The sequence below is a fragment of the Paracoccus sigandri genome, from assembly GCF_003709565.1.
In the GTDB taxonomy this organism is placed as follows: Bacteria; Pseudomonadota; Alphaproteobacteria; order Rhodobacterales; family Rhodobacteraceae; genus Paracoccus; species Paracoccus siganidrum.
In genome coordinates this window covers 188,415-211,029 of the sequence record NZ_QNRC01000006.1, presented here as the reverse complement: position 1 = coordinate 211,029, position 22,615 = coordinate 188,415, and the positions used below count along the sequence as shown (strand labels likewise).

21 protein-coding genes and 1 pseudogene are annotated in these 22,615 nt (G+C 68.4%); 6 read left to right on the top strand and 16 right to left on the bottom strand.

The window, feature by feature from the left end:
* Window positions 1–3: 3 nt before the first annotated feature.
* A complete protein-coding gene (locus C9E82_RS07755; RefSeq protein WP_119896692.1) occupies window positions 4–894 on the top strand; it encodes a dihydrodipicolinate synthase family protein in 891 nt (296 codons plus the stop codon).
* 12 nt (window positions 895–906) lie between these two features.
* The gene (locus C9E82_RS07750; RefSeq protein WP_119896691.1) at window positions 907–2,046 is read left to right on the top strand and encodes an alpha-hydroxy acid oxidase; all 1,140 of its coding nucleotides are present in this window, start codon (window positions 907–909) and stop codon (window positions 2,044–2,046) included.
* 20 nt (window positions 2,047–2,066) lie between these two features.
* Here the strand turns inward: C9E82_RS07750 and C9E82_RS07745 are convergent, their stop codons facing one another.
* The 3 genes from C9E82_RS07745 to C9E82_RS24965 form a co-directional block, all read right to left on the bottom strand.
* Window positions 2,067–2,246: a hypothetical protein gene (locus C9E82_RS07745; protein WP_119896690.1), complete on the bottom strand. Its 180-nt coding sequence runs from the start codon at window positions 2,244–2,246 to the stop codon at window positions 2,067–2,069.
* Window positions 2,247–2,530: 284 nt separating this feature from the next.
* Window positions 2,531–2,761, bottom strand: coding sequence for a TonB-dependent receptor (locus C9E82_RS24970; protein WP_240643413.1), 231 nt, complete (start codon window positions 2,759–2,761; stop codon window positions 2,531–2,533).
* Between the two features lie 229 nt (window positions 2,762–2,990).
* On the bottom strand, window positions 2,991–3,281 hold the full coding sequence (locus tag C9E82_RS24965) for a hypothetical protein (protein WP_240643412.1): 291 nt from the start codon (window positions 3,279–3,281) through the stop codon (window positions 2,991–2,993).
* Window positions 3,282–4,002: 721 nt separating this feature from the next.
* Between C9E82_RS24965 and C9E82_RS07735 the strand changes: the two genes are divergently transcribed.
* Entirely contained in the window at window positions 4,003–4,752 is a 750-nt protein-coding gene (locus C9E82_RS07735; protein ID WP_119896689.1) for an SDR family NAD(P)-dependent oxidoreductase, read from the top strand.
* Between the two features lie 72 nt (window positions 4,753–4,824).
* Here C9E82_RS07735 and C9E82_RS07730 read toward each other — a convergent pair whose 3' ends face one another.
* The 5 genes from C9E82_RS07730 to C9E82_RS07710 form a co-directional block, all read right to left on the bottom strand.
* Window positions 4,825–5,211: a methylglyoxal synthase gene (locus C9E82_RS07730; RefSeq protein WP_119896688.1), complete on the bottom strand. Its 387-nt coding sequence runs from the start codon at window positions 5,209–5,211 to the stop codon at window positions 4,825–4,827.
* Between the two features lie 109 nt (window positions 5,212–5,320).
* Entirely contained in the window at window positions 5,321–6,238 is a 918-nt protein-coding gene (gene arcC, locus C9E82_RS07725) for a carbamate kinase (RefSeq protein ID WP_119896687.1), read from the bottom strand.
* A 4-nt stretch (window positions 6,239–6,242) separates the two neighbouring features.
* Window positions 6,243–7,244: an ornithine carbamoyltransferase gene (gene argF, locus C9E82_RS07720; RefSeq protein WP_119896686.1), complete on the bottom strand. Its 1,002-nt coding sequence runs from the start codon at window positions 7,242–7,244 to the stop codon at window positions 6,243–6,245.
* 14 nt (window positions 7,245–7,258) lie between these two features.
* A complete protein-coding gene (arcA, locus tag C9E82_RS07715; RefSeq protein ID WP_119896685.1) occupies window positions 7,259–8,485 on the bottom strand; it encodes an arginine deiminase in 1,227 nt (408 codons plus the stop codon).
* A gap of 15 nt (window positions 8,486–8,500) precedes the next feature.
* Entirely contained in the window at window positions 8,501–9,934 is a 1,434-nt protein-coding gene (locus tag C9E82_RS07710) for a YfcC family protein (protein ID WP_119896684.1), read from the bottom strand.
* A gap of 40 nt (window positions 9,935–9,974) precedes the next feature.
* Here C9E82_RS07710 and C9E82_RS25255 point away from each other — a divergent pair, with 40 nt between their 5' ends.
* The gene (locus tag C9E82_RS25255) at window positions 9,975–10,100 is read left to right on the top strand and encodes a hypothetical protein (RefSeq protein ID WP_280524935.1); all 126 of its coding nucleotides are present in this window, start codon (window positions 9,975–9,977) and stop codon (window positions 10,098–10,100) included.
* A gap of 117 nt (window positions 10,101–10,217) precedes the next feature.
* On the opposite strand, the gene C9E82_RS07705 is transcribed toward C9E82_RS25255, so the two are convergent.
* Window positions 10,218–10,991 carry an FCD domain-containing protein gene (locus C9E82_RS07705; protein WP_119896683.1) on the bottom strand — a complete coding sequence of 258 codons (774 nt, stop codon included), beginning with the start codon at window positions 10,989–10,991 and terminating at the stop codon, window positions 10,218–10,220.
* Window positions 10,992–11,100: 109 nt separating this feature from the next.
* Here C9E82_RS07705 and dld point away from each other — a divergent pair.
* Window positions 11,101–12,906 (top strand): annotated as a pseudogene (gene dld / locus C9E82_RS07700) (D-lactate dehydrogenase).
* A gap of 113 nt (window positions 12,907–13,019) precedes the next feature.
* Window positions 13,020–14,795 (top strand): L-lactate permease, encoded by a 1,776-nt coding sequence (locus C9E82_RS07695; protein WP_119896682.1) that lies wholly within the window; start codon window positions 13,020–13,022, stop codon window positions 14,793–14,795.
* A 34-nt stretch (window positions 14,796–14,829) separates the two neighbouring features.
* On the opposite strand, the gene C9E82_RS07690 is transcribed toward C9E82_RS07695, so the two are convergent.
* The 7 genes from C9E82_RS07690 to C9E82_RS07660 form a co-directional block, all read right to left on the bottom strand.
* Complete coding sequence (locus tag C9E82_RS07690) at window positions 14,830–15,660, bottom strand: ABC transporter permease (protein WP_119896681.1); 831 nt, start codon at window positions 15,658–15,660, stop codon at window positions 14,830–14,832.
* A complete protein-coding gene (locus C9E82_RS07685) occupies window positions 15,660–16,490 on the bottom strand; it encodes an ABC transporter permease (RefSeq protein ID WP_119896721.1) in 831 nt (276 codons plus the stop codon). Before C9E82_RS07685 ends, C9E82_RS07690 begins: the two co-directional genes overlap by 1 nt.
* A gap of 10 nt (window positions 16,491–16,500) precedes the next feature.
* Window positions 16,501–17,565: a quaternary amine ABC transporter ATP-binding protein gene (locus C9E82_RS07680; RefSeq protein ID WP_119896680.1), complete on the bottom strand. Its 1,065-nt coding sequence runs from the start codon at window positions 17,563–17,565 to the stop codon at window positions 16,501–16,503.
* Window positions 17,566–17,640: 75 nt separating this feature from the next.
* Window positions 17,641–18,492, bottom strand: a complete 852-nt coding sequence (locus tag C9E82_RS07675) for a glycine betaine ABC transporter substrate-binding protein (RefSeq protein ID WP_119896679.1) — start codon at window positions 18,490–18,492, stop codon at window positions 17,641–17,643.
* Window positions 18,493–18,778: 286 nt separating this feature from the next.
* Window positions 18,779–19,726, bottom strand: coding sequence for a LysR substrate-binding domain-containing protein (locus C9E82_RS07670; protein WP_119896678.1), 948 nt, complete (start codon window positions 19,724–19,726; stop codon window positions 18,779–18,781).
* 29 nt (window positions 19,727–19,755) lie between these two features.
* A complete protein-coding gene (locus C9E82_RS07665) occupies window positions 19,756–21,102 on the bottom strand; it encodes an NAD(P)/FAD-dependent oxidoreductase (protein ID WP_119896677.1) in 1,347 nt (448 codons plus the stop codon).
* A gap of 7 nt (window positions 21,103–21,109) precedes the next feature.
* Window positions 21,110–22,615, bottom strand: coding sequence for an aldehyde dehydrogenase (locus C9E82_RS07660; RefSeq protein WP_119896676.1), 1,506 nt, complete (start codon window positions 22,613–22,615; stop codon window positions 21,110–21,112).

Sequence of the window (22,615 nt, the reverse complement as noted above, 5' to 3'; positions counted from 1 at the left end):
CCAATGCTGACTTCGAAAGACCTTCGCGGGATCGTCCCCGCCCTGCCGACGCTGGTGAACGGCGACGACAGCCTTGCGCGCGACGACATGGCCCGGCTTGTCGGTCACGTCATGGCGGGCGGCTGCACGGGCGTGCTGCCGATCGGCGGCACCGGCGAATACGGATCCCTGCCCCATGCGACGCGCATGGAGGCGGTAACGGTCTGCGCCGAAAGCTGCAAGCCGGGCCAGATCGTCATGGCGGGCGTGCTGGACACGGGCTTTCACGACGCGATCAGGGCGGGCCGGGACTATGCCGCGGCAGGGGCCAACTGCCTGCTGATACTGACACCCTATTACACCAATCCGACGCAGGCGGGCCTGCGCGACTATTTCCTGCGCTATGCCGATGCCTCGCCGGTGCCGGTCCTGCTCTATGAGATCCCCTACCGCACCCGCGTCGCCATCGCGCCCGAGATCACGCACGAGCTGTCGCGCCATCCCAACATCATCGGCATGAAGGCCTGCAACACCGACATGTATCACTTCCTGCAGGTGGCGGCGGGGATCGGCGACGATTTCACCATCCTCGGCGGCGAGGATTCGCTGTTCCCGCTGCAGATGGCCGCCGGGGCGAAGGGCGGGATCATCGTCACCGCCTCGATGCTGCCGGCCTTCTGGGTCCGGATGCACGAGCTGCTGGCGGCGGGCGACCTGGCCGGCGCGCTGGCCCTGCACCGGCAGGCGCTGCCGATGATGAACGCGGCCTTCGGCGAGACCAATCCCGGCCCGATGAAATCGGTGCTGGACCTGTTCGGGATCGGCGCGCAGAAGGTGCTGATGCCGCTGGAGCCCTGCCAGCCCGAGCGTTCGGCCAGATTGCGGGCCGAGGTCGAAAAGCTGCTGGCCGCCTGAGGGCAGGGGCGGATGGCGCTGCTGAACACGGACGATTTCCGGGCGGCCGCGCGGCGGCGCCTGCCGAGGGGCCTGTTCGACTATATCGACCGCGGCACCGAGGAAGAGCTCTCGCTGGCCCGCATCCGTGCCGCGCTGGACGGGATCCGGCTTCAGCCGCGCATCCTGAACGGGGAATGCCCGGTCTCTCTGGAAACCGCCTTCCTGGGCCGGCGGCGCCCGACGCCGCTGGTCATCGCGCCGACCGCGCTGGCCGGCATGGTGGCGGATAGGGGCGAGACGAAGCTCGCGCGCGCCGCCAGCCGCTTCGGCATCCCCTTCACCGTCTCGACGCAATCGGTCGAGCCGATCGAGGACATCCGCCGCGGTGCCCCCGATGCCGAGCTGTGGTTCCAGCTCTATGTCTGGAAGGACCGCGCGCGGACGGCCCAGCTGCTGCGCCGGGTCGCGGAGTGCGATTGCGAGACGCTGGTGCTGACCGTGGACACGCAGATGCCACCCAAGCGCGAATACAACCAGCGCAACGGCTTCGGCGTGCCCTTCCGCCCCACGCCGCGCAATATCGCGGACATACTGTGCCATCCGCGCTGGCTGTGGCAGGTGATCCTGCGGCCGGGTCTGCGGCACGGGATGCCCAGCTATGGCCATTACCCGCCCGAGTTCCGCAGCGGCCTGATGTCGTCCACCACGGCCGAGGACCTGCGCCTCGACCCCGCCCTGACCTGGCAGGACCTGCGCGCGCTGCGCGACGGCTGGAGGGGGCGGATCGTCCTGAAGGGCGTGCTGGCCGCCGAGGATGCGCTGCGCGCCAGGGCCGAGGGCGTGGACGGCATCGTCGTCTCGACCCATGGCGGGCGGAACTTCGACTGCCTGCCGACCACCGCCGAGGCCCTGCCGCGAATCGCCGGCCAGCGCGGCGCCCTGCCGGAACTGATCGCCGACAGCGGCGTCCGGCGCGGCTCGGACGTGCTGAAATACATCGCCCTCGGCGCGCTGGCCGTGCAGCTGGGCCGCGCGCCACTCTGGGGCCTCGCCGCCGGCGACGAGGGCGGCGCCGCGGCGCTGCTGGAGATCCTGCTGGCCGAGATTCAGACCTCGATGGGCTTCCTCGGCGCCCGGAGACCTGCCGATCTGGCCCGTTCCGACGGCTGAGGCTGCCCGGCCGGGTCAGGTCAGGGATTCACCCGCACCATGCCGCTGCCGCCCACCGCCGCCCCGGCGACCGCGCCGACCGGCCCGGCAAGGACGGCGCCCGTCGCGGCCCCGGTGGTCGCGCGGGTCGCCGTGTTCGGGCCGCAGGCCGCCAGGGACAGGGTCAGGCCGCACAGGGCCAGGATAAGCGCTTTTCTCATGGGCTCGTCTCGATTGGGTGTCGGTAAGGCAACTGCGAAAGGCCCCCCACGGTTTCATCCGCCGGCGGTCTGCCGTCCCGCTTATACCGCCCGGCGGCGGTTGGAAACACCGGCATGTCCGCCGGGGCGCCCGCCGACCTGCAAGGGAAGCATGAAGATCGAGGAAGCCACGCTTCCAGAAGCCCGAGCGCCCCGATGCCATCACCGGGCGGCGCCGGGCTCTGCCGGATACATTCTGCCCGCACTCCCGGCCGAAAACCCTAGGGGCGGAGACGATCCGCGGTTCAGAACTGGCCGCGCAGGGTCAGCGCGACATTGCGCGGCTCGCCATGCCAGTTGCCGCCGTTCGGCACGCCGATGGTGGCGTAACAGGTCCTGTCGAAGAGGTTGTTCACATTCAGCGACAGGTTCCAGCGGTCGTCGATGCGATCGTTCACATGCGCGTCCCAGATCGCATGGCCGCCCTGCCGGATCTCGAAACCGGGCTGCGGCCGCCATCCGGTCCCCGCTGCCAACAGGTGCCGGTATTGCCGTGATCGCCTTTCACCGTCATCCCGCCGCCGATGGTCCATTTCGCGTATGCGCCGGGCGGATCGTATTCCGTCCACAGCTTGAGCGCATGCCTGGGGGTCAACGCGTGGTAGATGTCGTCTTCGGTCTCGTCCCTGTTGCGGTTGCAGGTATTCGAGATCCAGGCCCTGACTGACGACCTTGCGCAGGGGCGGATAGAAGGTGCCTTCCCCCTCATGGCGCGAGTCCTCGACCTTCTCGCCTTTGTTCCAGGCCGTGGAAGTCGTCGATCGTCAGACCTCCCTCGGGGCAGGCCGTCTCAGGGAGGTTGCGGATCTGCTTGCCGTCGCAGCGCCGCCAGTCGGTTCCGGCGACCATCTTGTCCTCCTGGCCCCCGGCGGTGAACCGCCCGGCGACGTTCGGGTCCACGGCGTCGGAATGGTTGCCGGCATCCTCGGAAAAGGCGTCCGGCTTGCCGAAGCTTCCCATCGCCGGATCGACCGGCCCGCCCAGGCCAAGCTGCATGTAGCCGTAATCGACGCGTTGCCGCGTGGCGCTGATTGTCGACCTGGCAATTGTCGATAATGAAGCCGCGCGAATGGAACTGAGGATTGCCCGAACCGTCGGTCGTGGCAACGATGCTGGCCGCGCCGGTCGCATGGGAGCCGCTGCCTTCGGTCACGCCGCGCGTCGCCTGAATCGTGATCGTGTCCAGCATGAGACTGCCCTCGGGCGCCGCCGCCGGCGTCAGGTTCCCGCTGACCGCCTAGCTGCGCATCCCGCCGATGCTGGCGGTGTCATGGAAGACCTGGATGCCGGCCCGGTTCGCGAAGGAAAGCAGCGCCCAGTTCGGGTCCCGGGCGGGAATGTCGAGCGCGACCACCGCTTCCTGGGCCGCGGCCTGCCGCGCCGGCGCCAGGGCCGGCCATGTCGCCAGTCGCAGGCAGAGCGCCGTCGCGCTGGCCGTCGCCGCGAGGCGTCCGTCCTGGCTTGCCCCGGCAATGGGCGGGGAAATTACTGGCTGGCGGCACGACTTTCCAAAGTCCCTCCTCTTAGGCCAGCAGGCGTCGGAAGCGAAGAATCCGAAGGCGCCGGCACGCCATCGCCCGGCGGGCAGGACCGAAATATGCGACCATCTGACGCGACCCGGCCGCGCAAGGCGGGTTTTCTCCGCCGCGCGCGGTGCTAGGCTGATCCCGGACGGGCTGGCCCATCCATCACGCAGCAGAGACAGGAGGATCCGGACATGGAGATTCGCTTCGACGGCAAGACCGCTTTGGTGACGGGCGCGGGATCGGGCATCGGCGCGGCCATCGCGCTGGACCTTGGTCAGGCCGGCGCGCGGGTGGTGGTCGCCGACCTGAACCAGGCCGCGGCGGAAGAGATCGCGGAACGCATCAACGCCGCCGGGGGCACGGCCATCGCGGCGGGCGGCGACGTGTCGGACCCGCAGGTGGTCGAGGGGCTGGTCGATCTGGCCCGGCAGAACGGCGGGCTGCATCTGCTGGTCAACAATGCCGGCATCGGCGGCGAGAGCAACCCGACCGGGGAATATTCGCTGGCCGGCTGGCACAAGGTCATCGACGTGAACCTGCACGCGGTCTTCTACGGGATGCGCTACGGCATCCCGGCGATGCAGGAATCGGGCGGCGGCGCCATCGTCAACATGGGCTCGATCCTGTCCTCGGTCGGCTTTGCCGGCTCGGGCGCCTATGTCGCGGCCAAACATGCCGTGATCGGGCTGACCAAGACGGCGGCGATGGAATATGGCGACAAGGGCATCCGCATCAATTCGGTGGGCCCGGCCTTCATCGACACGCCGCTGCTGTCGCATATGTCATCCGAAACGATCGACTGGCTGGTCGGCAAGCACCCCGCGGGACGGCTGGGCCGCTCCGAGGAGGTCTCGGCGCTGGTGCTGTTCCTGCTGTCGGACCAGGCCAGCTTCATCACCGGCAGCTATCACCTGGTGGACGGCGGCTATACCGCGCCCTGATCGCGGCGGCACCGCCCCGGCCGCGGATCGCCGGGCGGAATGTTCCGCCTGGCGGCCAAAGACGAAAGCGCGTCAGCAGCCATCCGCGGCGATCGCCGCCAGCACGGCATCGGCGCTTCTGCGGTTCACGGCAAGGCGCACGTCATAGAGGATCGCCAGCCGCAGCAGCGATTTCACGTCGACGTCATGGGGCAGCGCGGAAAGCGGGTCGATGAAGAAGATCAGGTTCCGCAGCCGCCCCTCGGAAATCATCGCGCCCAGCTGGGCGTCGCCGCCAAGCGGGCCGCTGAGCAGCCGCGTCACCTTGAGCCCGGTCGCCGCATGGATCCGCGCCCCGGTGGTGCCCGTCGCGACCAGCGACAGGGGGCGCAGCAGCTCGATCCGCTCGCCGACCCAGGCGATCAGCTCGTCCTTCTTGCCGTCATGCCCGACCAGCGCCAGATCCGCGTGAATCTCCATGCCTGCCCCGATCATCCCGTGTTGTTAGCGCAATCATACCGCATGGCCCGCCGGAAGTCGAGCCAGGACGCACCCGGACCGGCATCGCGGCCAGATGGCGGAACGACGTTCAATCGGACTCGAGCGCAACCAACGTGCCTGCGCGCCCTTCCAGGATCGCGCGGGCATCCTCCAGCCGGCCGATCCCGGCCACCCTGCCCGGCGATGTCGCGAAGGCGCGGGCGGCCTCGACCTTGGGCGCCATCGAGCCGGCGGCGAAGCGGCCCGGATCCAGCCGGTCGGGCCGCGCGCTGCGGATGGCGCGCTGCGCGGGGGTGCCCCAGCCGTCATAGACCGCATCCACATCGGTCAGCATCAGGAAGGCGTCGGCCTCCAGCTGCGCGGCCAGCAGGCCGGCGGCGTGGTCCTTGTCGATCACGGCCTCGACCCCCTGCAGGCTGCCATCGGCCAGCCGGATCACCGGGATGCCGCCCCCGCCCGCGCAGATCACCGTGACGCCGCGATCGACCAGCAGGCGCACCGCGCGGATCTGGGTGATGTGCCGGGGCCGGGGCGAGGGCACGACGCGGCGCCACTTGCCGGCCGCCTCCTCGGCCATCGGCCAGCCATGGGCGGCGCGCATCTTCCCGGCCTCCGCGGCGTCATAGAGCGGCCCGATGGGCTTTTCGGGCCGGGCGAAGGCGGGATCGTCCGGGTCGACCTCGATCTGGGTCAGCAGCGTGGCCAGCGCCGCCTCGCGCGGCAGGGCATTGGCCAGTTCCTGCTCGACCAGATAGCCGATCATGCCGACGCTTTCGGCGCCCAGGATGTCCAAGGGCCAGACCGTCCCGCCGCCATGGGCCGCCGCCTGCAGCGCCAGCAGCCCCACCTGCGGGCCGTTGCCATGCGCGACCACGATCTGGTGGTCGCGCGCCAGATCGGCCAGCGCCCGCGCCGCCTTGCGCACATTGGCGCGCTGCGCCTCGGCCGTCATCGGCTCTCCGCGCCGCAGCAGCGCGTTGCCGCCAAGGGCCACCACGACACGCATCGCCCTAGCCCGCGAGGGTGGCGACCAGCATCGCCTTGATCGTGTGCATCCGGTTCTCGGCCTGGTCGAAGACGATCGAGGCGGCGGATTCGAAGACCTCCTCGGTCACTTCCATGCAGTCGATGCCGTAGTCGCGGAAGATCTTCTCGCCGATCTCGGTCTCGCGGTTGTGGAAGGCGGGCAGGCAATGCATGAACTTGGCATGCGGGTTGCCGGTCGCCTCCATGACCTGGCGGGTGACGCGATAGGGGGTCAGCTTCTCGATCCGCCCGGCCCAGACCTCCTCGGGGTCGCCCATCGAGACCCAGACATCGGTATAGACGAAATCGCAGCCGCGCGCGGCCTCGGCCGGGTCCTCGGTCAGGGTGATCCTGGCGCCGGTGGTCTCGGCGATCTCGCGGCAGCGGGCGACCAGCGCCGCGTCGGGCCAGCAGTCGCGCGGCGCGCCAAGCCGCACGTCCATGCCGATCAGCGCCGCGCCCTCCAACAGCGAATTGCCCATGTTGTTGCCGGCATCGCCCAAGAAGCAGAAGGCGAGCTGCGACAGGTGCTTGCGGGTGAATTCGCGCATGGTCAGGAAATCGGCCAGGATCTGGGTCGGGTGGAATTCGTCCGTCAGCCCGTTATAGACCGGCACGCCCGACCATTCGGCCAGAAGCTCGGCCTGCTGCTGGCCGAAGCCGCGATATTCGATGGCGTCATAGATGCGGCCCAGCACGCGGGCGGTGTCCTTCATCGATTCCTTCTTGCCGATCTGGGTGCCGGTCGGGCCCAGATAGGTGACATGCGCGCCCTGGTCATAGGCCGCCACCTCGAAGCCGGTGCGGGTGCGGGTCGAGTCCTTCTCGAAGATCAGCGCGATGTTGCGACCGCGCAGCCGCTGCTGTTCATAGCCGCCATATTTGGCCTGCTTCAGCGCGGCCGACAGCCGCAGCAGGAAGCGGATCTCGTCGGGGCTGAAATCCATGAGCTTGAGGACGCTGCGTCCCAGAAGATTGACGGGCATCTGCTTGCCTCCCCCTAGGCCGGATCGCGGATCAGCGGGCAGGTCATGCAATGGCCGCCGCCGCGCCCCCGGCCCAGTTCCGCGCCGGGGATGGTGATGACCTCGACCCCCGCCTTGCGCAGCTGGGTGTTGGTATAGGTGTTGCGGTCATAGGCGATGACCACGCCGGGCTCGAGCGCGATGACGTTGTTGCCGTCGTCCCATTGCTCGCGCTCGGCCACATAGGCGTCACCGCCGGTCTCGACCACGCGCAGCTTCGGCAGGCCGAGCGCCTCGGCGGCGACCTCGACCAGCGGGCGGTTTTCCTCGCGGATGTCCAGCGTCCAGTCCCGGTCGCCGGGGCGGATCGAATAGGGCACGATCCGGGCCGCCACATCGGCGAAGACCGTGACCAGGTCGCGGTCGCAGAAGCTGAACACCGTGTCCAGATGCATCGAGGCGCGCTCGACCGGCAGCTTGCAGGCGATCACCCGCTCGGCCCCGCCCTGCGCGAACAGCGCGCGGGCCAGCTGGTCCACCGCCTGCGGGGTGGTGCGTTCGCCCATGCCGACCAGCACGGTGCCGTTGCCGATCGGCATGACGTCGCCGCCCTCCAGCGTGGCAAGGCCGTGGTCGCGATCCGGGTCGCCCCACCAGACCGGGAAGCCCGCGTCGCGGAAATCGGGATGGAAGCGATAGATCGCGGCGATGTTCACCGTCTCCAGCTTGCGCGCGTTCCAGCGCATCGGGTTCAGCGTCACGCCGCCATGGATCCAGCAGGTCGTGTCGCGGGTGAACAGGTGATTGGGCAGCGGCGGCAGCACGAAATCCTCGGGCCGCAGGGTGGCGGGAAACAGCCCGCCCCCTTCAAGCGGCAGCTCGGCGCGGCTCATCCCGCCCAGCAGGATCAGCGACAGCGGGTCGGCGTCGATTTCCATCAGATGGGCGCGCAGCTTGTCGGCCAGGCCCACGCCGACGGTGTTTTCGTTGACGCGCCGCCTCAGCAGCCAGTCGCGGGCCTCGGGGATGCGCATCGTCTCGGCCAGAAGCTCGCGCAGGAACACGACCTCGGCGCCGCGATAGCGCATGGCATCGACGAATTCCATGTGATCGGTGCGGGCCTGCTTGACCCAGATCACGTCGTCGAACAGCAGGTCGCGGCAGTTCGAGGGCGTCAGCCGCGCCAAGGCCGAACCGGGCCGGTGGACCAGGACACGGCGCAGCTTGCCGATTTCCGAATGGACGCCATAGGTGATGGACATGTTCGCTCTCCGGTTTCAGGCGATCAGGGCGGCGATGCTGAGGCAGGCCATGATGATGACGGTCAGGATCAGCAGCAGCGGCCACATGAAGCGCAGCCAGCGCTCGTAGGGGACGCGCCCGATGGCCAGCGCGCCCATGACCACGGCGAAGGTCGGGTTGATCAGGTTCACCAGACCGTTCGCCGACTGATAGGCCGTCACCACCAGGTCGCGCCCCACGCCGGCGAAATCCGCGACCGGCGCCATGATCGGCATGGACAGCACGGCGAGCCCCGACGAGGACGGCACGAAGAAGGACATCAGCACCTGCAGCCAGTACATCACGTTGATGAAGGCCACCTCGCCCAGGCCCGCGACCGACATCTCGGCCCAGTGCAGGATGGTGTCGGTGATGCGCCCGGCATTCATGACGACCACGATGCCGCGCGCCAGCCCGATGATCAGCGCCACGCCCAGAAGGTCGCGCGCGCCGTCGACGAAGGAATCGACGAAGGCCTTCTCGCCCGGCCGCACGACCAGCCCGACCAGGATCGCCGCGCCGAGGAACAGCGCGCTCATCTCGCCCATCCACCAGCCGGCGACCAGCACGCCCCAGACCATGACCAGGAAGGTCAGCCCGAAGATCGACAGGACGATCTTGTGGATGGTGGTGAACTCGGTCTTCTCGCCCTGGTGGCCGCTGAGGAAATGCGCCTCGTTGCGGGCCTTCATGTCGTAGACCAGCGATTTCGAGGGATCGCGGCGGACCTTCTCGGCATAGCGCATGACGTAGATCACGCAGGCCAGCCAGCACAGGACCAGGATCACCAGCCGCAGCACCAGCCCGCGCGTGAAGGGGATCCCTGCCGCGTCCGAGGCGATCACCGTGGCGAAGGCGTTGACGGTCGAGCCCAGGACCCCCACGCCCGCGCCCAAGAGGATGATCGCCACCGCCGTCACCGCGTCATAGCGCGCGGCGATCATGATCGGGATCAGCAGCATGTAGAAGGCCAGCGTCTCCTCGGCCATGCCATAGGTCGTGCCGCCAAGCGCAAAGAGGCCCATCAGCACCGGGATCATCCATTTCTCGCGCCCCGCCAGCCTGGTCATGGCGTGGCCGATGCCGGCATTGATGGCGCCGCTGGCGGCGACCACGCCGATGAAGCCGCCGATGACCAGCACGAAGACGGCCACGTCGATGGCATTCGCCTCGTAGCTGTCGGGATCGTAGAGCCCGGCGATGGGCGCCATCAGCACATCGGTGATGCCCTGCGGGTTGGGCTCGGTCTCGGCATAGGTGCCGGCGACGGGGACCTCGCGGTCCAGCGCCTCGTTCATCTCGCGCTGATACTGTCCGGCGGGCACGATCCATGTCAGCGCGGCGACCAGGATGATCAGGCCGAACAGGATGGTGAAGGCGGTGGGGAAACGGAGTCCCCGCTTCTCGGTCGTCTCGGGTGTCTGGTTCATGATTGCCTCCGGCGGCTGGGATGGCAGCCGACGCGACCTCATGCCGCTGCTGGCTGCGGGGCGGCGCAACATCGCCGCGGTCGAACTCGTCCGAAAACCGCAGGGCCGGATGGGCGGCCTTGCAAACTGCACCAAGCGTTTCACGAATCGCGCGCCGCCAACTTGATTCAGATCAAGCGGAAGAAATCCGCCGGGTCAGGCGGGTGCAGGAACAGGCTTCGGGATCGGGAAAAAAGCGACCGCGCGGCAGGGTCCGGGCCACCGCCGTCCTGCGGTGGGCGCCTCAGTCGCGTTGCGCGATGCTGCCGCCTTCAAGCCGGCGCAGCGAGATTTCCAGCCGCGCCTCGGCGGCGGCGATCTCGTTCAGGACACGCCGCGTATAGCCCATGTGATCCTCGGCGGCGCGGGCGGCGGCGGCGGGATCGCGGGCCATCACCGCCTCGAAGATGGCGCGGTGCTGAAGCAGCAGCACGTCGCGCACCTCGGAGCGGGCATAGAGCTTCTCGCGATTGTGGAACACGCCCTTGCGCAGCATCCCCGACAGCGCCCGCATGATCTGCAGCAGCACGATATTGTGGCTGGCCTCGTAGACGGCGACATGCAGGTCGACATCGGCCTCGGCCTCGTCGCGGGCATCGGCCTTCTCATGCGCGCGGTCGATCCGCTCCATGCAGCGGGTCAGCGTCGCGCGGTCCACGTCGTTGGCGCGGGTCGCCGCCAGGCTGGCGGCCATGCCTTCCAGCGTGCTGCGCAGCTCCAGATAGTCGTCCACCACCCTGCCGCCCGAGGACATCAGCTCGACCAGCGGGTCGGTGATGCTGGTGGCCAGCGGCGCGATCCGGCGCGTGCCGCCGGCATCCGTGACGATCAGCCCCTTGTCTTCCAGCATCTTGATCCCCTGGCGCAATGTCGGGCGCGAGACATCCAGCCGCAGCGCCATCTCGCGCTCGGGCAGCAGCGGGTCGCCAGAGCGAAGCGAACCCTCGAGAATCAGTTCCTCGATATGCCGGGCCGTGGCCTCTGCCGCGCTGGCGCCCTTGTTCACTTTCCTGTCCACCGCCGGTCCTCCGAACCCTCGGGAATCTCCCGGAAATCGATGGTAGCCGAAGCAGCGGGGCCGGCGCAATCAACTTCCGGTTTGACAATCTTGGTAAAATAATTTTACCATGCATGCAGGAGAGGTAATCCATCAATCGAATGCTGGCCGTCCGCCGATGACGGCCGACGCCCATGGGGCGGCAGGGAGGAGACGGCCAATGATCGCAGCCGCAGGACGGGACCGATCCGACCAGATGCCGCGCGCCGCGCTGCTGGCGCAGCTTGGCGGCATCGTGGGCGCGGGCCATGTGCTGACCGCGCCGCGCGCCACGCGCCGCTATACCCGTGGCTTCCGCTATGGCGCGGGTCCGGTGGCGGCGGTGGTCAGGCCCGGATCGCTGGTTCAGATGTGGCGGGTCCTGAACGCCGCGATCGCTGCCGGCCGCGCGGTGATCCTGCAGGCCGCGAATACCGGGCTGACCGGCGGCTCGACCCCCTGGGACGCGGATTACGACCGCGAGATCGTGCTGATCAGCGTCATGCGCCTGCGCGGCATCCACCTGATCGAGGGCGGAAAGCAGGTCCTCTGCCTGCCCGGCGCCACGCTGGACGCGCTGGAAAAGCGCCTGCGCCCCCTGGGCCGCGAACCGCATTCGGTGATCGGCTCAAGCTGCATCGGCGCCTCGGTCCTGGGCGGGATCTGCAACAATTCCGGCGGGGCGCTGGTGCGGCGCGGGCCCGCCTATACGGAGCTGAGCCTCTATGCCCAGGTCCGCGCCGACGGCTCGGTCGCGCTGGTCAATCACCTGGGCCTGCCCCTGGGCAACGACCCCGAGGAGATCCTTGCCCGTGTCGAGCGCGGCGATCTGCCCGCGCCCGAGCCAAGCGACGCCTGGGCCTCGGACCGCGAATATGCCGCCCATGTGCGCGACGTGGATGCCCCGACCCCGGCGCGGTTCAACGCCGATCCGCGGCGGCTGCACGAAAGCGCCGGCTGCGCGGGCAAGCTGGCGGTCTTCGCCGTGCGGCTGGACACCTTCGAGGCCGAGACGGACACAGCGGTCTTCTAGATCGGCAGCAACGACCCGGCCGAGCTGACCGGGATCCGCCGCCACATCCTGACGAATTTCCAGAGCCTGCCGATCGCCGGGGAATATATCCACCGCGAAGCCTATGACGTGGCGGCGAAATACGGCAAGGACACCTTCCTGTTCATCCGGCGCGCCGGTACCGACCGGATGCCCGCGCTGTTCGCCGCCAAGGCGCGCATGGACGCGCTGACCGAAAGGCTGGGGCTGGGCACCACCCTGTCGGACCGGATCGCCCAGGGCCTGTCCGCGCTGGCGCAGCGCCACTTGCCGGCGCGCATGGACGATTTCCGCGACCGCTATGAACATCACCTGTTGCTGCGCATGGGCGGCGCGGGCATCGCCGAGGCGCGGGACTACCTGTCCGGCCTGTTCCCCTCGGCCAGCGGCGACATGTTCGAATGCACCCCCGACGAGGGCAAGGCCGCCTTCCTGCACCGCTTCGCCGTGGCCGGCGCCGCCGTGCGCTATCGCGCGATCCACGCCCGCGAGGTTCAGGACATCGTGGCGCTGGACATCGCGCTGCGCCGCGACGACCGCGACTGGGTCGAGCGCCTGCCCGCCGATCTGGACGCGAAGATCGAGAAGAAGCTCTATTACGGCCATTTCTTCTGCCACGTCTTCCATCAGGATTACGTCGTGAAGAAGGGCCATGACTGCCTGGCCGTGGAGCACGAGATGTGGCGCCTGCTGGACCAGCGCGGCGCCGAATATCCGGCCGAGCACAATGTCGGCCATCTCTATCGCGCCAAGCCGGAACTGGCCGGGTTCTATCGCGCGATCGACCCGACGAACAGCCTGAACCCCGGCATCGGCCAGACCTCGAAATGCGCGCATTGGCATTGACGGCCCAGGGCTTCCGGCCCTGCCGCGCGGCCTGATCGCGGCACGGGACCAGGCCGCGCGGGAAACGAACGGAACCGAAACGGCGGCCCTGCCGCCCCATCTGAGGAGGAAAGATGGCTGGATTAGTGACATTCATCCTGGCCCTGCTGCCCATCGCCACGGTATTTCTGCTGCTGGTGGTGCTGGCGCGCTCGGCCAAGTTCTCGATGCTCATCGCCTATGTGGTGACGGTGGCGACCGCGCTGCTGGTCTGGGGCACCGAACTGACCACCGTCATGGGCGCGACGGTCAACGGCGCCGTGACCGCGATCAGCCTGCTCTATATCGTCTTCGGCGCGATCCTGATGCTGTACACGCTGGAGGAAAGCGGCGGCATCCGCGCGATCCGCAGCGGCTTCACCTCGATCTCGCCCGACCGGCGGGTGCAGGCGATCATCATCGCCTGGCTGTTCGGCTCGCTGATCGAGGGCGCCTCGGGCTTCGGAACGCCCGCCGCCATCGCCGCGCCGCTGCTGGTCGCCATCGGCTTTCCCGCCATGGCCGCCGTCATGGTCACGCTGATCATCCAGTCGACGCCGGTGTCCTTCGGCGCGGTCGGCACGCCGATCCTGGTCGGCGTGAATACCGGCCTGTCGGGCCAGCAGATCGTCGAGACCACCATCGCGCCGATGGCCTTCACCGACTATCTGTTCGAGATCGCGGTCAAGGTCGCCACGATCCACGGGCTGGTGGGCTTCCTGATCCCGCTGATCCTGGTGGGCATGCTGACGCGCTTCTTCGGCGCGAACCGGTCCTTCATCGAGGGTTTCCGCATCTGGAAATTCGCGCTGTTCGCGGGCCTTGCCTTCACCGTCCCCTACTGGATCAGCGCCAACCTGCTTGGCCCCGAATTCCCCTCGCTTCTGGGCGGGATCATCGGGCTGCTGATCGTGGTGCCGGCCGCGAAGCGCGGGCTGTTCATCCCCAGGGACAGCTTCGACTTCCCGCCCCGCAAGGACTGGGACGAGGCCTGGGTCGGCAAGCTGGACGACCTGGAGGACCACCATGCCAGCAAGCCGCTGATGCCGCTGCTGAAGGCCTGGGCGCCCTATGTCTTCGTCGTGCTTCTGCTGATCCTGACCCGCACGGTCGAGCCGCTGAAGGCATGGCTGACCTCGCCCGGCATGACCGTCGCCTTCGACGACCTGTTCGGCTCGGGCATCAACTCGCGCACGCAGGTGCTGTATCTGCCGGGCACGGTGCTGATCCTCGCCTCGATGTTCACCTTCTTCTATCACGGGATGAAGGGCAGCGATTATGCGAAGGCGCTGAAATCCTCGGGCACGACGATGATGGCCGCGGCGCCGGCGCTGCTGCTGGCGGTGCCGATGGTGCAGGTCTTCCTGAACTCGGCCTCGGACAGGCTGGCCAGCATGCCCATCGTCCTGGCCGAGGGCGTTTCCGCGGCGGTCGGCAATGCCTGGCCGATGTTCGCGCCGCTGATCGGGGCGATGGGGGCCTTCGTCGCCGGGTCGAACACGGTCAGCAACATGATGTTCTCGCTGTTCCAGTTCTCGACCGCCGAGCAGATCGGCCTGGGCGCGGCGGGCGCGGGCACCGTGGTGGCGCTGCAGGCCATCGGCGGCGCGGCGGGCAACATGATCTGCGTGCATAACGTCGTCGCCGCATCGGCCACCGTCGGCCTGACCGACCGCGAGGGCGCGATCATCCGCCAGACCCTGATCCCGATGGCCTATTACGTCGTGCAGGGCGGGCTGATCGGTTTCGCGCTGCTGGCGGGCGGCTTCAACATGTGGTGGATCGCCGCCGCGATCTGGGCCGCCGCGGTGCTGTTCGCCATGTCCCGCAACCGCGGCCACGCACCGGCAGCCATGGCCGTGAAAGGCTGAGGCCTCCGATGCAGGAACACCGGCAGCGCATGGCTCAGGCCCTGCGCTGCCGATCCAGCGCGCCCTGCGACAGCCGGTCCAGCAGCAGCGCGATTGCGACGATGGCAAGGCCGGCGCGCAGGCCCAGGCCCATCTCCATGCGGGTCAGCCCGCGCGTGACCTCGGCGCCGAGGCCCCCCGCGCCGACCAGCCCCGCCAGAACTACCATCGCCAGCGACAGCAGGATGCACTGGTTCAGCCCGACCAGCAGGGTGGGCTTGGCGGCGGGAAACTCGATCTTCCACAGGATGGTGCGGGGCTTGGCGCCGATGGCCTGGCCCAGCTCCTTCAGGTCGGTCGGCACGCCCTTGAAGGCCAGCGTGGTCAGCCGCAGCATCGGCGGGATGCCGTAGACGATCGTGGCGATGATCGCCGGCACCCGGCCCAGGCTGAAGATCATCACCGCCGGGATCAGGTAGACCCAGGGCGGCACGGTCTGCATCACATCGAGGATCGGACGCAGCGCCGCCTCGACCGAGGCGCGGCGCGCGGCCCAGATCCCCAGCGGGAAGGCGATGGCGACGGCGATCGCGACCGAGACGACCACCACGGCCAGGGTCTGCATCGAGGCCGTCCACAGCCCCGTCAGCCAGCAGAAGCCCAGGCAGCAGGCCGACAGCACGGCAATGCGCAGGCCGGCGGCGAAGAAGGCGGCACCGGCGACCAGCACGATCAGCCCGACGGGCGGCAGCACCAGCAGCATGGCCTCGATCCCGCCCAGCACGGCCTCGATCACGCGGGTCACCAGCGCGAAGAAGGGGTGGAAATTCGCGTTCAGCCAGTCGACGGCCGGCGCGAGGAAGGCGCCCGGAGAAATCTGGTTCATCACTTTGCCCTCGCAAGGCTTTGGGTCACGCGGTCCAGCACCATGGTCAGCACGACGATGGCGATGGCGGCGTCGATGGATTTGGCGATATCCAGCGTGCGGATGGCGCTGAAGATGGTCTCGCCCAGCCCGCCCGAGCCGACGATGCCCGCGATCACCACCATGCCGAAAGCCATCATCAGGCTCTGGTTCACCCCGGCCATGATCGAGGGCACCGCGAAGGGCAGGCGGATCTTCAGGAACATCTGCGCGGGCGTCACCCCGGTGGCATGGCCCAGCTCGATGAATTCGGTGGGCGTCCGGCGGATGCCCAGAGCGGTCAGCCGGACCGCCGGCGGCATGGCGACGATCACCGTGGCGATCAGCGCCGTCGCCGGGCCATAGCCCAGAAGCGCGATCGCGGGCAGCAGGTAGATATAGGGCGGCATGGTCTGGATCAGGTCCAGCACCGGCGCCAAGGCCCGGTCCAGCCGCGGCATCAGCCCGGCCAGCACGCCGAGCGGCAGGCTGATCGCCAGCGCGATGACCGAGGCGGCGACGACCAGTGCCAGCGTGCTCATGGTTTCCGCCCAGAGCCCCATCCACCAGCAGAAGACCATCGCCAGCACGGTCGCGATCCCCGCGCCGGGGCTTTTCATCACGCGCCAGGCGATCAGCCCCGCCAGGACCGAGACGACGTGGAAGGGCGCCAGCATCAGCAGCCAGAGAATGCCGTCGTAAAGCCCCTCCAGCAGGGCGCGGATGCCGTCGAAGATGAAGGCGGCATGGTCGGTCAGCCAGAACAGGGCGTCGTCGACGGCCATGTCGAAGGCGGTCACGAAGTTTTCCATCGCCATCCCCTCAGGCCGCGCGGGCGTCGGCGTCGCCGCGCACGCCCAGCAGCAGGTTGCGGATGGTGACCACGCCGACCAGCCGGCCGTCCTCCTCGACCGCGACGGCGTCGCTGCCGGTCTCGGTGATCTGGCCGATCAGCGCGTCGATATCGGCATCAGAGGAGCAGCGCGGCAAGCTGGCCGCATCGCCCTGCCATTCGGCAAGCGGGACCATCACCGAATGCGCCTTGACCAGGTGCAGCCGCGAGATGCCGGCGACGAAATCCGCGACATACTGGTCGGCCGGGTTCATCACGATCTCTTCGGCGGTGCCGGTCTGGATGATGACGCCGTCCTTCATGATGGCGATGCGGTCGCCGATGCGGATCGCCTCGTCCAGGTCATGGGTGATGAAGACCGCCGACTTGCCCAGGTCCTTGGTCAGCTGGCGGAACTCGTCCTGCAATTGCCGGCGGATCAGCGGGTCCAGCGCGCTGAACGGCTCGTCCATCAGGATGATCTCGGGGTCCGAGGTCAGCGCGCGGGCCAGCCCCACCCGCTGCTGCATCCCGCCCGACAGTTCCGACGGATAGCGCGCCTTCCAGTCCGCGAGGCCCACCTTGTCCAGCGCGACCTCGGCGGCGCGGTTGCGCTCGTCCTTGCCGACGCCCTGGACCTCCAGCCCAAAGGCGGCGTTTTCCAGCACCGTGCGCTGCGGCAGCAGGGCGACCGACTGGAAGACCATGCCGATATGGCGGGCGCGGGTCTCGCGCAGGGTGGCGGCGTCCATGGCGGCGATGTCGCGGCCCTTGACCGTGACCTTGCCCAAGCTCGGCTCGATCAGCCGATTGAGCAGCCGGATCAGCGTCGACTTGCCCGAGCCCGACAGCCCCATGATGCAGAAGATTTCGCCGCGCCGCACCTGGATGCTGGCATCCGAGACGCCCACCACGCAGCCGAATTCCTTCAGCACCTCCTGCTTGCCCAGGCCCCGGCCGGTGATCGCCCGGATCGCCTCGGGCGAGCGGTCGCCAAACACCTTCCAGACCGACTGGCAGTCGATCAGAACCTCCGTCGCCTCACTATGCGTCATTCCCACGCCTCCCTGTGACGTCTTTCCGATAGGCAAGCGGGCGGCCGCGATACCGGGCCGCCCGTCTGCGCAGGCTCAGTAGGACTTGATGTTGCCCCAGCGCCCGATCAGGTCGGCATTGGCCTCGGTCCAGTCGGCGATGGCCTGGTCCATGGTCTTGCCGTCGTTCACGGCCGCGTTGATCGCGGTGATGTCGGCCAGCGGCACATAGACGCCAGCGATCACCTCGCGCGCCTCGGGATTGGCTTCGGCAAAGCCCTTCTGGGCAATCCAGTAATAGCCCTGCGGCGGGGCGAACACGCCCTGCGGATCGGCCAGGAACTTGGTGTCGAACTGCTGCACCATCCAGGACGGCTCCCACAGGGTGACGGCGATCCATTCCTGGCGGTCCACGGCGGATTTCAGCGCCGCGGTCATGCCGGCGGTCGAGCCCTCGATCAGCTGCAGGTTCAGCCCATAGGCATCGACGGCATCGGCCGCCTCGCGCATCAGGCCCGCGCCGGGCTCGATCCCCACGATCCTGCCGCCGAACTGCTGGGCATTGTCGTTCAGCTCCTCGACCGAGTCGATGGTGACATAGCTGGGCACCGCGATACCCTGGTAGAGCCCGTGCGAGACCGGCGACAGCTTCTCCAGCCGGTTCTTGTTCCTGTTCCAGTAGTCCTGCGCGACGTAATCGATCTGCGAGGTCAGGACCTGCACATCGCCCCGCGTCAGCGCCGCATAGGCGATGCCCCATTCGGAAAACTCGGTCACCTCGACGGTGAAGCCCTTCTCCTCCAGCACCTTTTTGGTGATGCCGGTGATCGGTGTCACGTCCTCCCAGGCCATCGTGCCCATCTTGATCACCTTGTCCTGCGCCAGCACCGGCGAGGCAAGCCCCAGGGCCAACACACCGGCAAGAACGGCTTTGAAAAGTCTGCGCATTTCATTCTCCACTGATTGGACTCGTCTTGGCCGGCCCGGACATCGGATATCGGCCGCCCGTCGCTGCGCCGGGTCCGCGGCGAGCGTCATGCCCCGATCCATCTTCCTCGGGGTCGGGCGGCGATTTTCCGGGGATGTCGGCCCGCTTCGTCCAAAGCGCCCCCTACGCTTCGGATCGGGGAACTTATCCCCGAGGGCCGGTTTTCAGGCAAACGAGAATTTTCTGCGGTTGGGCATTAGCAGATCTGCGGCAGATCGCGCGCGGCATCGGCCCGGTTGCGGGCGCTCAGTCCCGCGCCTGCAGCCTGACCCTGTCCAGGACATGCGCGACGAAGCTGGCCACGCCCGGCCGCTCAAGCGATTTCTTCTTGCAGTTCAGAAAGTTGCCCCGCCCGGCCGTAAGCGGCGCGGGATGGGCGAAGACCAGCCTGCCCTGGCGGATCGGTTCGCGCACCATATGGTGCCAGCCCAGCATGACGCCTTCGTCGGCCAGCACCGCCTCCATCAGCAGGCTGACCTTGTTGGTCGACAGGCTGGACGGCGCCTTGGCCCATTCCGCGCCCTGCGCGCGAAACCACTCTGCCCAGCCCAGGGGCTGCCAGCCGATCGCATCCGCGCTCCAATGCCGGTCATGCAGGTGCAGCAGGTTGACGCCATTCAGCGCATCGGCATCCTCAAACGGGCCGTGACGGGCCAGGAAGGCCGGGGTGCAGACCGGCTGCGCGATCTCCTGGAACAGGAAATGCAGTTCCTCGCCGACCTCGCAGCGCTCATTGCCGCACATGAAGGCGATATCGACATCGGCATAGTTGCGCAGCGTGTCGTCGGCATCCGAGGCCAGCACGACGAAGCCGATATCGGGGTGGCGGGCACGGAAGCTGTCGATCATCGGCCGCAGCCAGAACAGCGCCATCGCGTCGGTGGCCGAGACGGTGACGGTCTGCGGCCCCTCGTCCCCGGCCAGCACCGACACCGCCGCGCTGATCGTGTCCAGCCCCGCCGTCACCGCGCCAAACAGGCTTGCGCCTTCGGGCGTCAGTTCCAGCGCATTGTGCTTGCGCACGAACAGCGCGGTTTCCAGGGCGCGCTCCAGCAGCCGGATCTGCTGGCTGACCGCGCCCTGCGTCACGTTCAGCTCCTTCGCCGCCAGCGTGAAGCTCAGATGCTTGGCCGCGACCTCGAAGGTGGCGAATGCCCCCAGCGAGGGCAGGTAACGGCGCTTGATCGGCGGCATGTCGGTGACGCTCCCGGGTGGTCCAGGGGTCATTCTAGCCGGGATTGCCATTCCTTCCAGCGAAGATAGAGATTGGCGCCGATCGTGTCGAAGGGATGCGGGGGCAGGCGGCCCGGCTCGGCCTCGGCGGTGAAGAAGCCGGTGATGTCGCTGCTGCGCCCGCAGGCCAGTTCCGCCGCGCCGATCCCGGTCAGGGTGCTGCGCGTCGTGCCCAGGCCGTTGTCCACGCAGGCGGCGTAGAGCCCCGGCTCAAGCTGGCGCATGACGGAAACGGCATTGCGGGCAAGGCACAGATGCCCCGACCAGCAATACTGGAAGCGCACCCCCGCCAGCATCGGGAAGCGGGCGTCGAATTTTTGGCGCATCTGCCGGGTGACGCGGGCCAGGTCGGCGGCGCTGGTCTGCATGTCGGGCCGGTAATAGCCGCCCTGGCGGATCACGATGCGGTTGCCGCCCTGCGCAGGGCCGATCCTGCGCACCGTGGTGCCCATCGGATCGGCGGGGGTGACGCCCCAGCATTCCTGCCCGCCAAGCGCCTTCAGGGTGTCCGCGTCCAGTTCCTCGGTCATGCAGGCGTTCAGCATGACATGCATCAGCCGCCCGGCCTTGAAGCCGAAGCTTTCCAGATGGCCGTTATGGGCCATGATGACCTTCTGCGCCTGAACGGACCCCTCGGCCGTCGCCACGCACCAGCCCTGCGCCGCCGTTTCGATCTGCAGGACGGGCGAATTCTCGAAGATGCGGATGCCCTCGCGCTCCAGCCCCGCGGCGAAGCCCTGCACATAGCCCGCCGGTTGCAGCATGACCGTGCCGGGCGTGAAAAGCCCGCCGCGATAATAGTCGCTGCCGGTCACCTCGCGCATGGCGCGGGCGTCCAGCATCTGGTGCGCCTCGCCCAGGTCGCGCAGATGCGCGGCATAGCTGCGATTGGCCGCCATCCCCGCATCCGAGGCGGCGGCGTTGATCTTGCCCGCGCGCTGGAACCAGCCCTCGGGGATCGCATAGTCGCGCACCGCCTCGGCCGCGAATTCGATGGCGTGGCGGTTCAGCCGGGTCAGCTGCCGGTCATGGCTGTCCCCCGCCCCGGCATAGTCCGACGAGGTCAGCTCGTGCGGCAGGTCGATCATGAAGCCCGAATTGCGCCCGGTGCCGCCTTCCGCGATCCGCGCGGCGTCAACGATCACCACATCCAGCGCCGGATCGATCTGCCGCAGGCGGCGCGCGGCAGAGAGCCCCGCGAAACCGCCGCCGATGATCGCCACGTCGCAGCCCGTGGCCCCCTCCAGCCGCGCGCGCGGGGCGGCGGGGGGCAGGATCGCGCGCCACCCCGCCGGGCCGTTGAAGACCGGAATGCGCCTGGCCTTGTGCCTGGTCATGGGTCCCTCAGTCCACAGAGGCGTCGGACTGGTCGGTCAGGTCCAGCCAGATCGTCTTCAGCTGGGTATACTGGTCATGGGCATGAATGCTGTTGTCGCGCCCGCCGAAGCCCGACTGCTTGTAGCCGCCGAAGGGGGTGGTGATGTCGCCCTCGCCGAAGCTGTTGACCGTCACCGTCCCGGCCCGCAGCATCCGCGCGCCGCGCAGCGCCCGCTTGCCATTGGCGGTGAAGATCGAGGCGGCCAGCCCGTATTCGGTGTCATTGGCCACCGCGATGGCCTCCTCGAAGCTGGCGACCGGGGTCACGCTCAGGATCGGGCCGAAGATCTCTTCGCGGGCAAGCTGGGAATCGCGGCTGGTCTCGACGATGGTCGGCTCGACATGGGTGCCGTGATGGCTGGCGCCGCCCAGCACCACCTTGCCGCCCTGCGCCAGCTTCAGATAGGCCGAGACCTTGTCGAAATGTGCCTTGCTGACCAGCGCGCCGACCCGGACCGAGGGGTCCAGCGGATCGCCGACCACCCATTCGCGGGCATGGGCGCGGACGCGGTCCATGAGCCGCTCCTTGACGCCCGCCTGCACGATCAGCCGCGAGGCGGCCGAGCAGTTCTCGCCCATGTTCCAGAAGGCGCCGTTGACGACATGGGCGGCCACCGCGTCCAGATCCTCGGCATCGTCCAGCACGATGCAGGGGTTCTTGCCGCCCAGTTCCAGCACGACTTCCTTGAGGTTGCTGTCGGCCGAATAATGCAGGAAGCGCCGCCCGGTCACGGTCGAGCCGGTGAAGCTGACCATGTCCACATCCGCGTGGCGGCCCAGGGGCTCGCCCACCTCGGCGCCCGATCCGGTCACCACGTTCAGCACGCCGCGCGGCAACCCGGCCTCGGCGGCCAGTTCGGCCAGCCGCAGCGCGGTCAGCGTGGTCTCGGCGGCGGGTTTCACCACCACCGAACAGCCCGCCGCCAGGGCCGGGCCGATCTTCCAGGCCAGCATCAGCAGCGGAAAGTTCCAGGGCAGCACCAGCCCCACGACGCCCACCGGCTCGCGCAGCACCATGGCGATGTGGTTGTCGGATGGGGGCGCCACCTGGTCATAGATCTTGTCGATCAGTTCGGCGTGCCACTTGATGACATGGATCGCCTCGGGCACGTCCACGGTCTCGCAGTCATAGATGGTCTTGCCGCTGTCCAGGCTCTCCATCACCGCCAGCTCGCGCGCATTGCGGGTCATCAGCTTGCACAGCCGGATCAGCGCCTCCTTGCGCTCGGCCGGGTGCAGCCGCGACCAGCGGCCGTCCTCGAAGGCTTCGCGGGCCTTGGCCACGGCCAGGTCCACGTCCTCGGCCCCGCAGGCGGCGATCTCGGCCAGCGGCGCGCCGGTGGCGGGGTTCACGCTCTGGAAGGTCCTGCCCGAGATCGCCGGGCGGAAGCTGCCGTCGATGAAGGCATTCTGCGGCAGGTCCAGACCGGCGGCGATGGCCTTGTATTCCTGAATGGTCAGAAGATCGCTCAT

What these genes read in the sequence shown, in the direction of transcription:
- C9E82_RS07680 (WP_119896680.1), bottom strand. Translation starts at nt 17,565, where the DNA reads ATGACGCATAGTGAGGCGACGGAGGTTCTGATCGACTGCCAGTCGGTC.
- C9E82_RS07665 (WP_119896677.1), bottom strand. Translation starts at nt 21,102, where the DNA reads ATGACCAGGCACAAGGCCAGGCGCATTCCGGTCTTCAACGGCCCGGCG.
- C9E82_RS07710 (WP_119896684.1), bottom strand. Translation starts at nt 9,934, where the DNA reads ATGAACCAGACACCCGAGACGACCGAGAAGCGGGGACTCCGTTTCCCC.
- C9E82_RS07690 (WP_119896681.1), bottom strand. Translation starts at nt 15,660, where the DNA reads ATGAACCAGATTTCTCCGGGCGCCTTCCTCGCGCCGGCCGTCGACTGG.
- C9E82_RS07670 (WP_119896678.1), bottom strand. Translation starts at nt 19,726, where the DNA reads ATGCCGCCGATCAAGCGCCGTTACCTGCCCTCGCTGGGGGCATTCGCC.
- C9E82_RS07685 (WP_119896721.1), bottom strand. Translation starts at nt 16,490, where the DNA reads ATGGAAAACTTCGTGACCGCCTTCGACATGGCCGTCGACGACGCCCTG.
- C9E82_RS07675 (WP_119896679.1), bottom strand. Translation starts at nt 18,492, where the DNA reads ATGCGCAGACTTTTCAAAGCCGTTCTTGCCGGTGTGTTGGCCCTGGGG.
- C9E82_RS07735 (WP_119896689.1), top strand. Translation starts at nt 4,003, where the DNA reads ATGGAGATTCGCTTCGACGGCAAGACCGCTTTGGTGACGGGCGCGGGA.
- C9E82_RS07660 (WP_119896676.1), bottom strand. Translation starts at nt 22,615, where the DNA reads ATGAGCGATCTTCTGACCATTCAGGAATACAAGGCCATCGCCGCCGGT.
- C9E82_RS24965 (WP_240643412.1), bottom strand. Translation starts at nt 3,281, where the DNA reads ATGCAGCTTGGCCTGGGCGGGCCGGTCGATCCGGCGATGGGAAGCTTC.
- C9E82_RS07730 (WP_119896688.1), bottom strand. Translation starts at nt 5,211, where the DNA reads ATGGAGATTCACGCGGATCTGGCGCTGGTCGGGCATGACGGCAAGAAG.
- arcA (WP_119896685.1), bottom strand. Translation starts at nt 8,485, where the DNA reads ATGTCCATCACCTATGGCGTCCATTCGGAAATCGGCAAGCTGCGCCGT.
- C9E82_RS07755 (WP_119896692.1), top strand. Translation starts at nt 4, where the DNA reads ATGCTGACTTCGAAAGACCTTCGCGGGATCGTCCCCGCCCTGCCGACG.
- C9E82_RS07745 (WP_119896690.1), bottom strand. Translation starts at nt 2,246, where the DNA reads ATGAGAAAAGCGCTTATCCTGGCCCTGTGCGGCCTGACCCTGTCCCTG.
- C9E82_RS25255 (WP_280524935.1), top strand. Translation starts at nt 9,975, where the DNA reads ATGCCGCTGCTGGCTGCGGGGCGGCGCAACATCGCCGCGGTCGAACTC.
- C9E82_RS07750 (WP_119896691.1), top strand. Translation starts at nt 907, where the DNA reads ATGGCGCTGCTGAACACGGACGATTTCCGGGCGGCCGCGCGGCGGCGC.
- C9E82_RS07695 (WP_119896682.1), top strand. Translation starts at nt 13,020, where the DNA reads ATGGCTGGATTAGTGACATTCATCCTGGCCCTGCTGCCCATCGCCACG.
- arcC (WP_119896687.1), bottom strand. Translation starts at nt 6,238, where the DNA reads ATGCGTGTCGTGGTGGCCCTTGGCGGCAACGCGCTGCTGCGGCGCGGA.
- argF (WP_119896686.1), bottom strand. Translation starts at nt 7,244, where the DNA reads ATGCCCGTCAATCTTCTGGGACGCAGCGTCCTCAAGCTCATGGATTTC.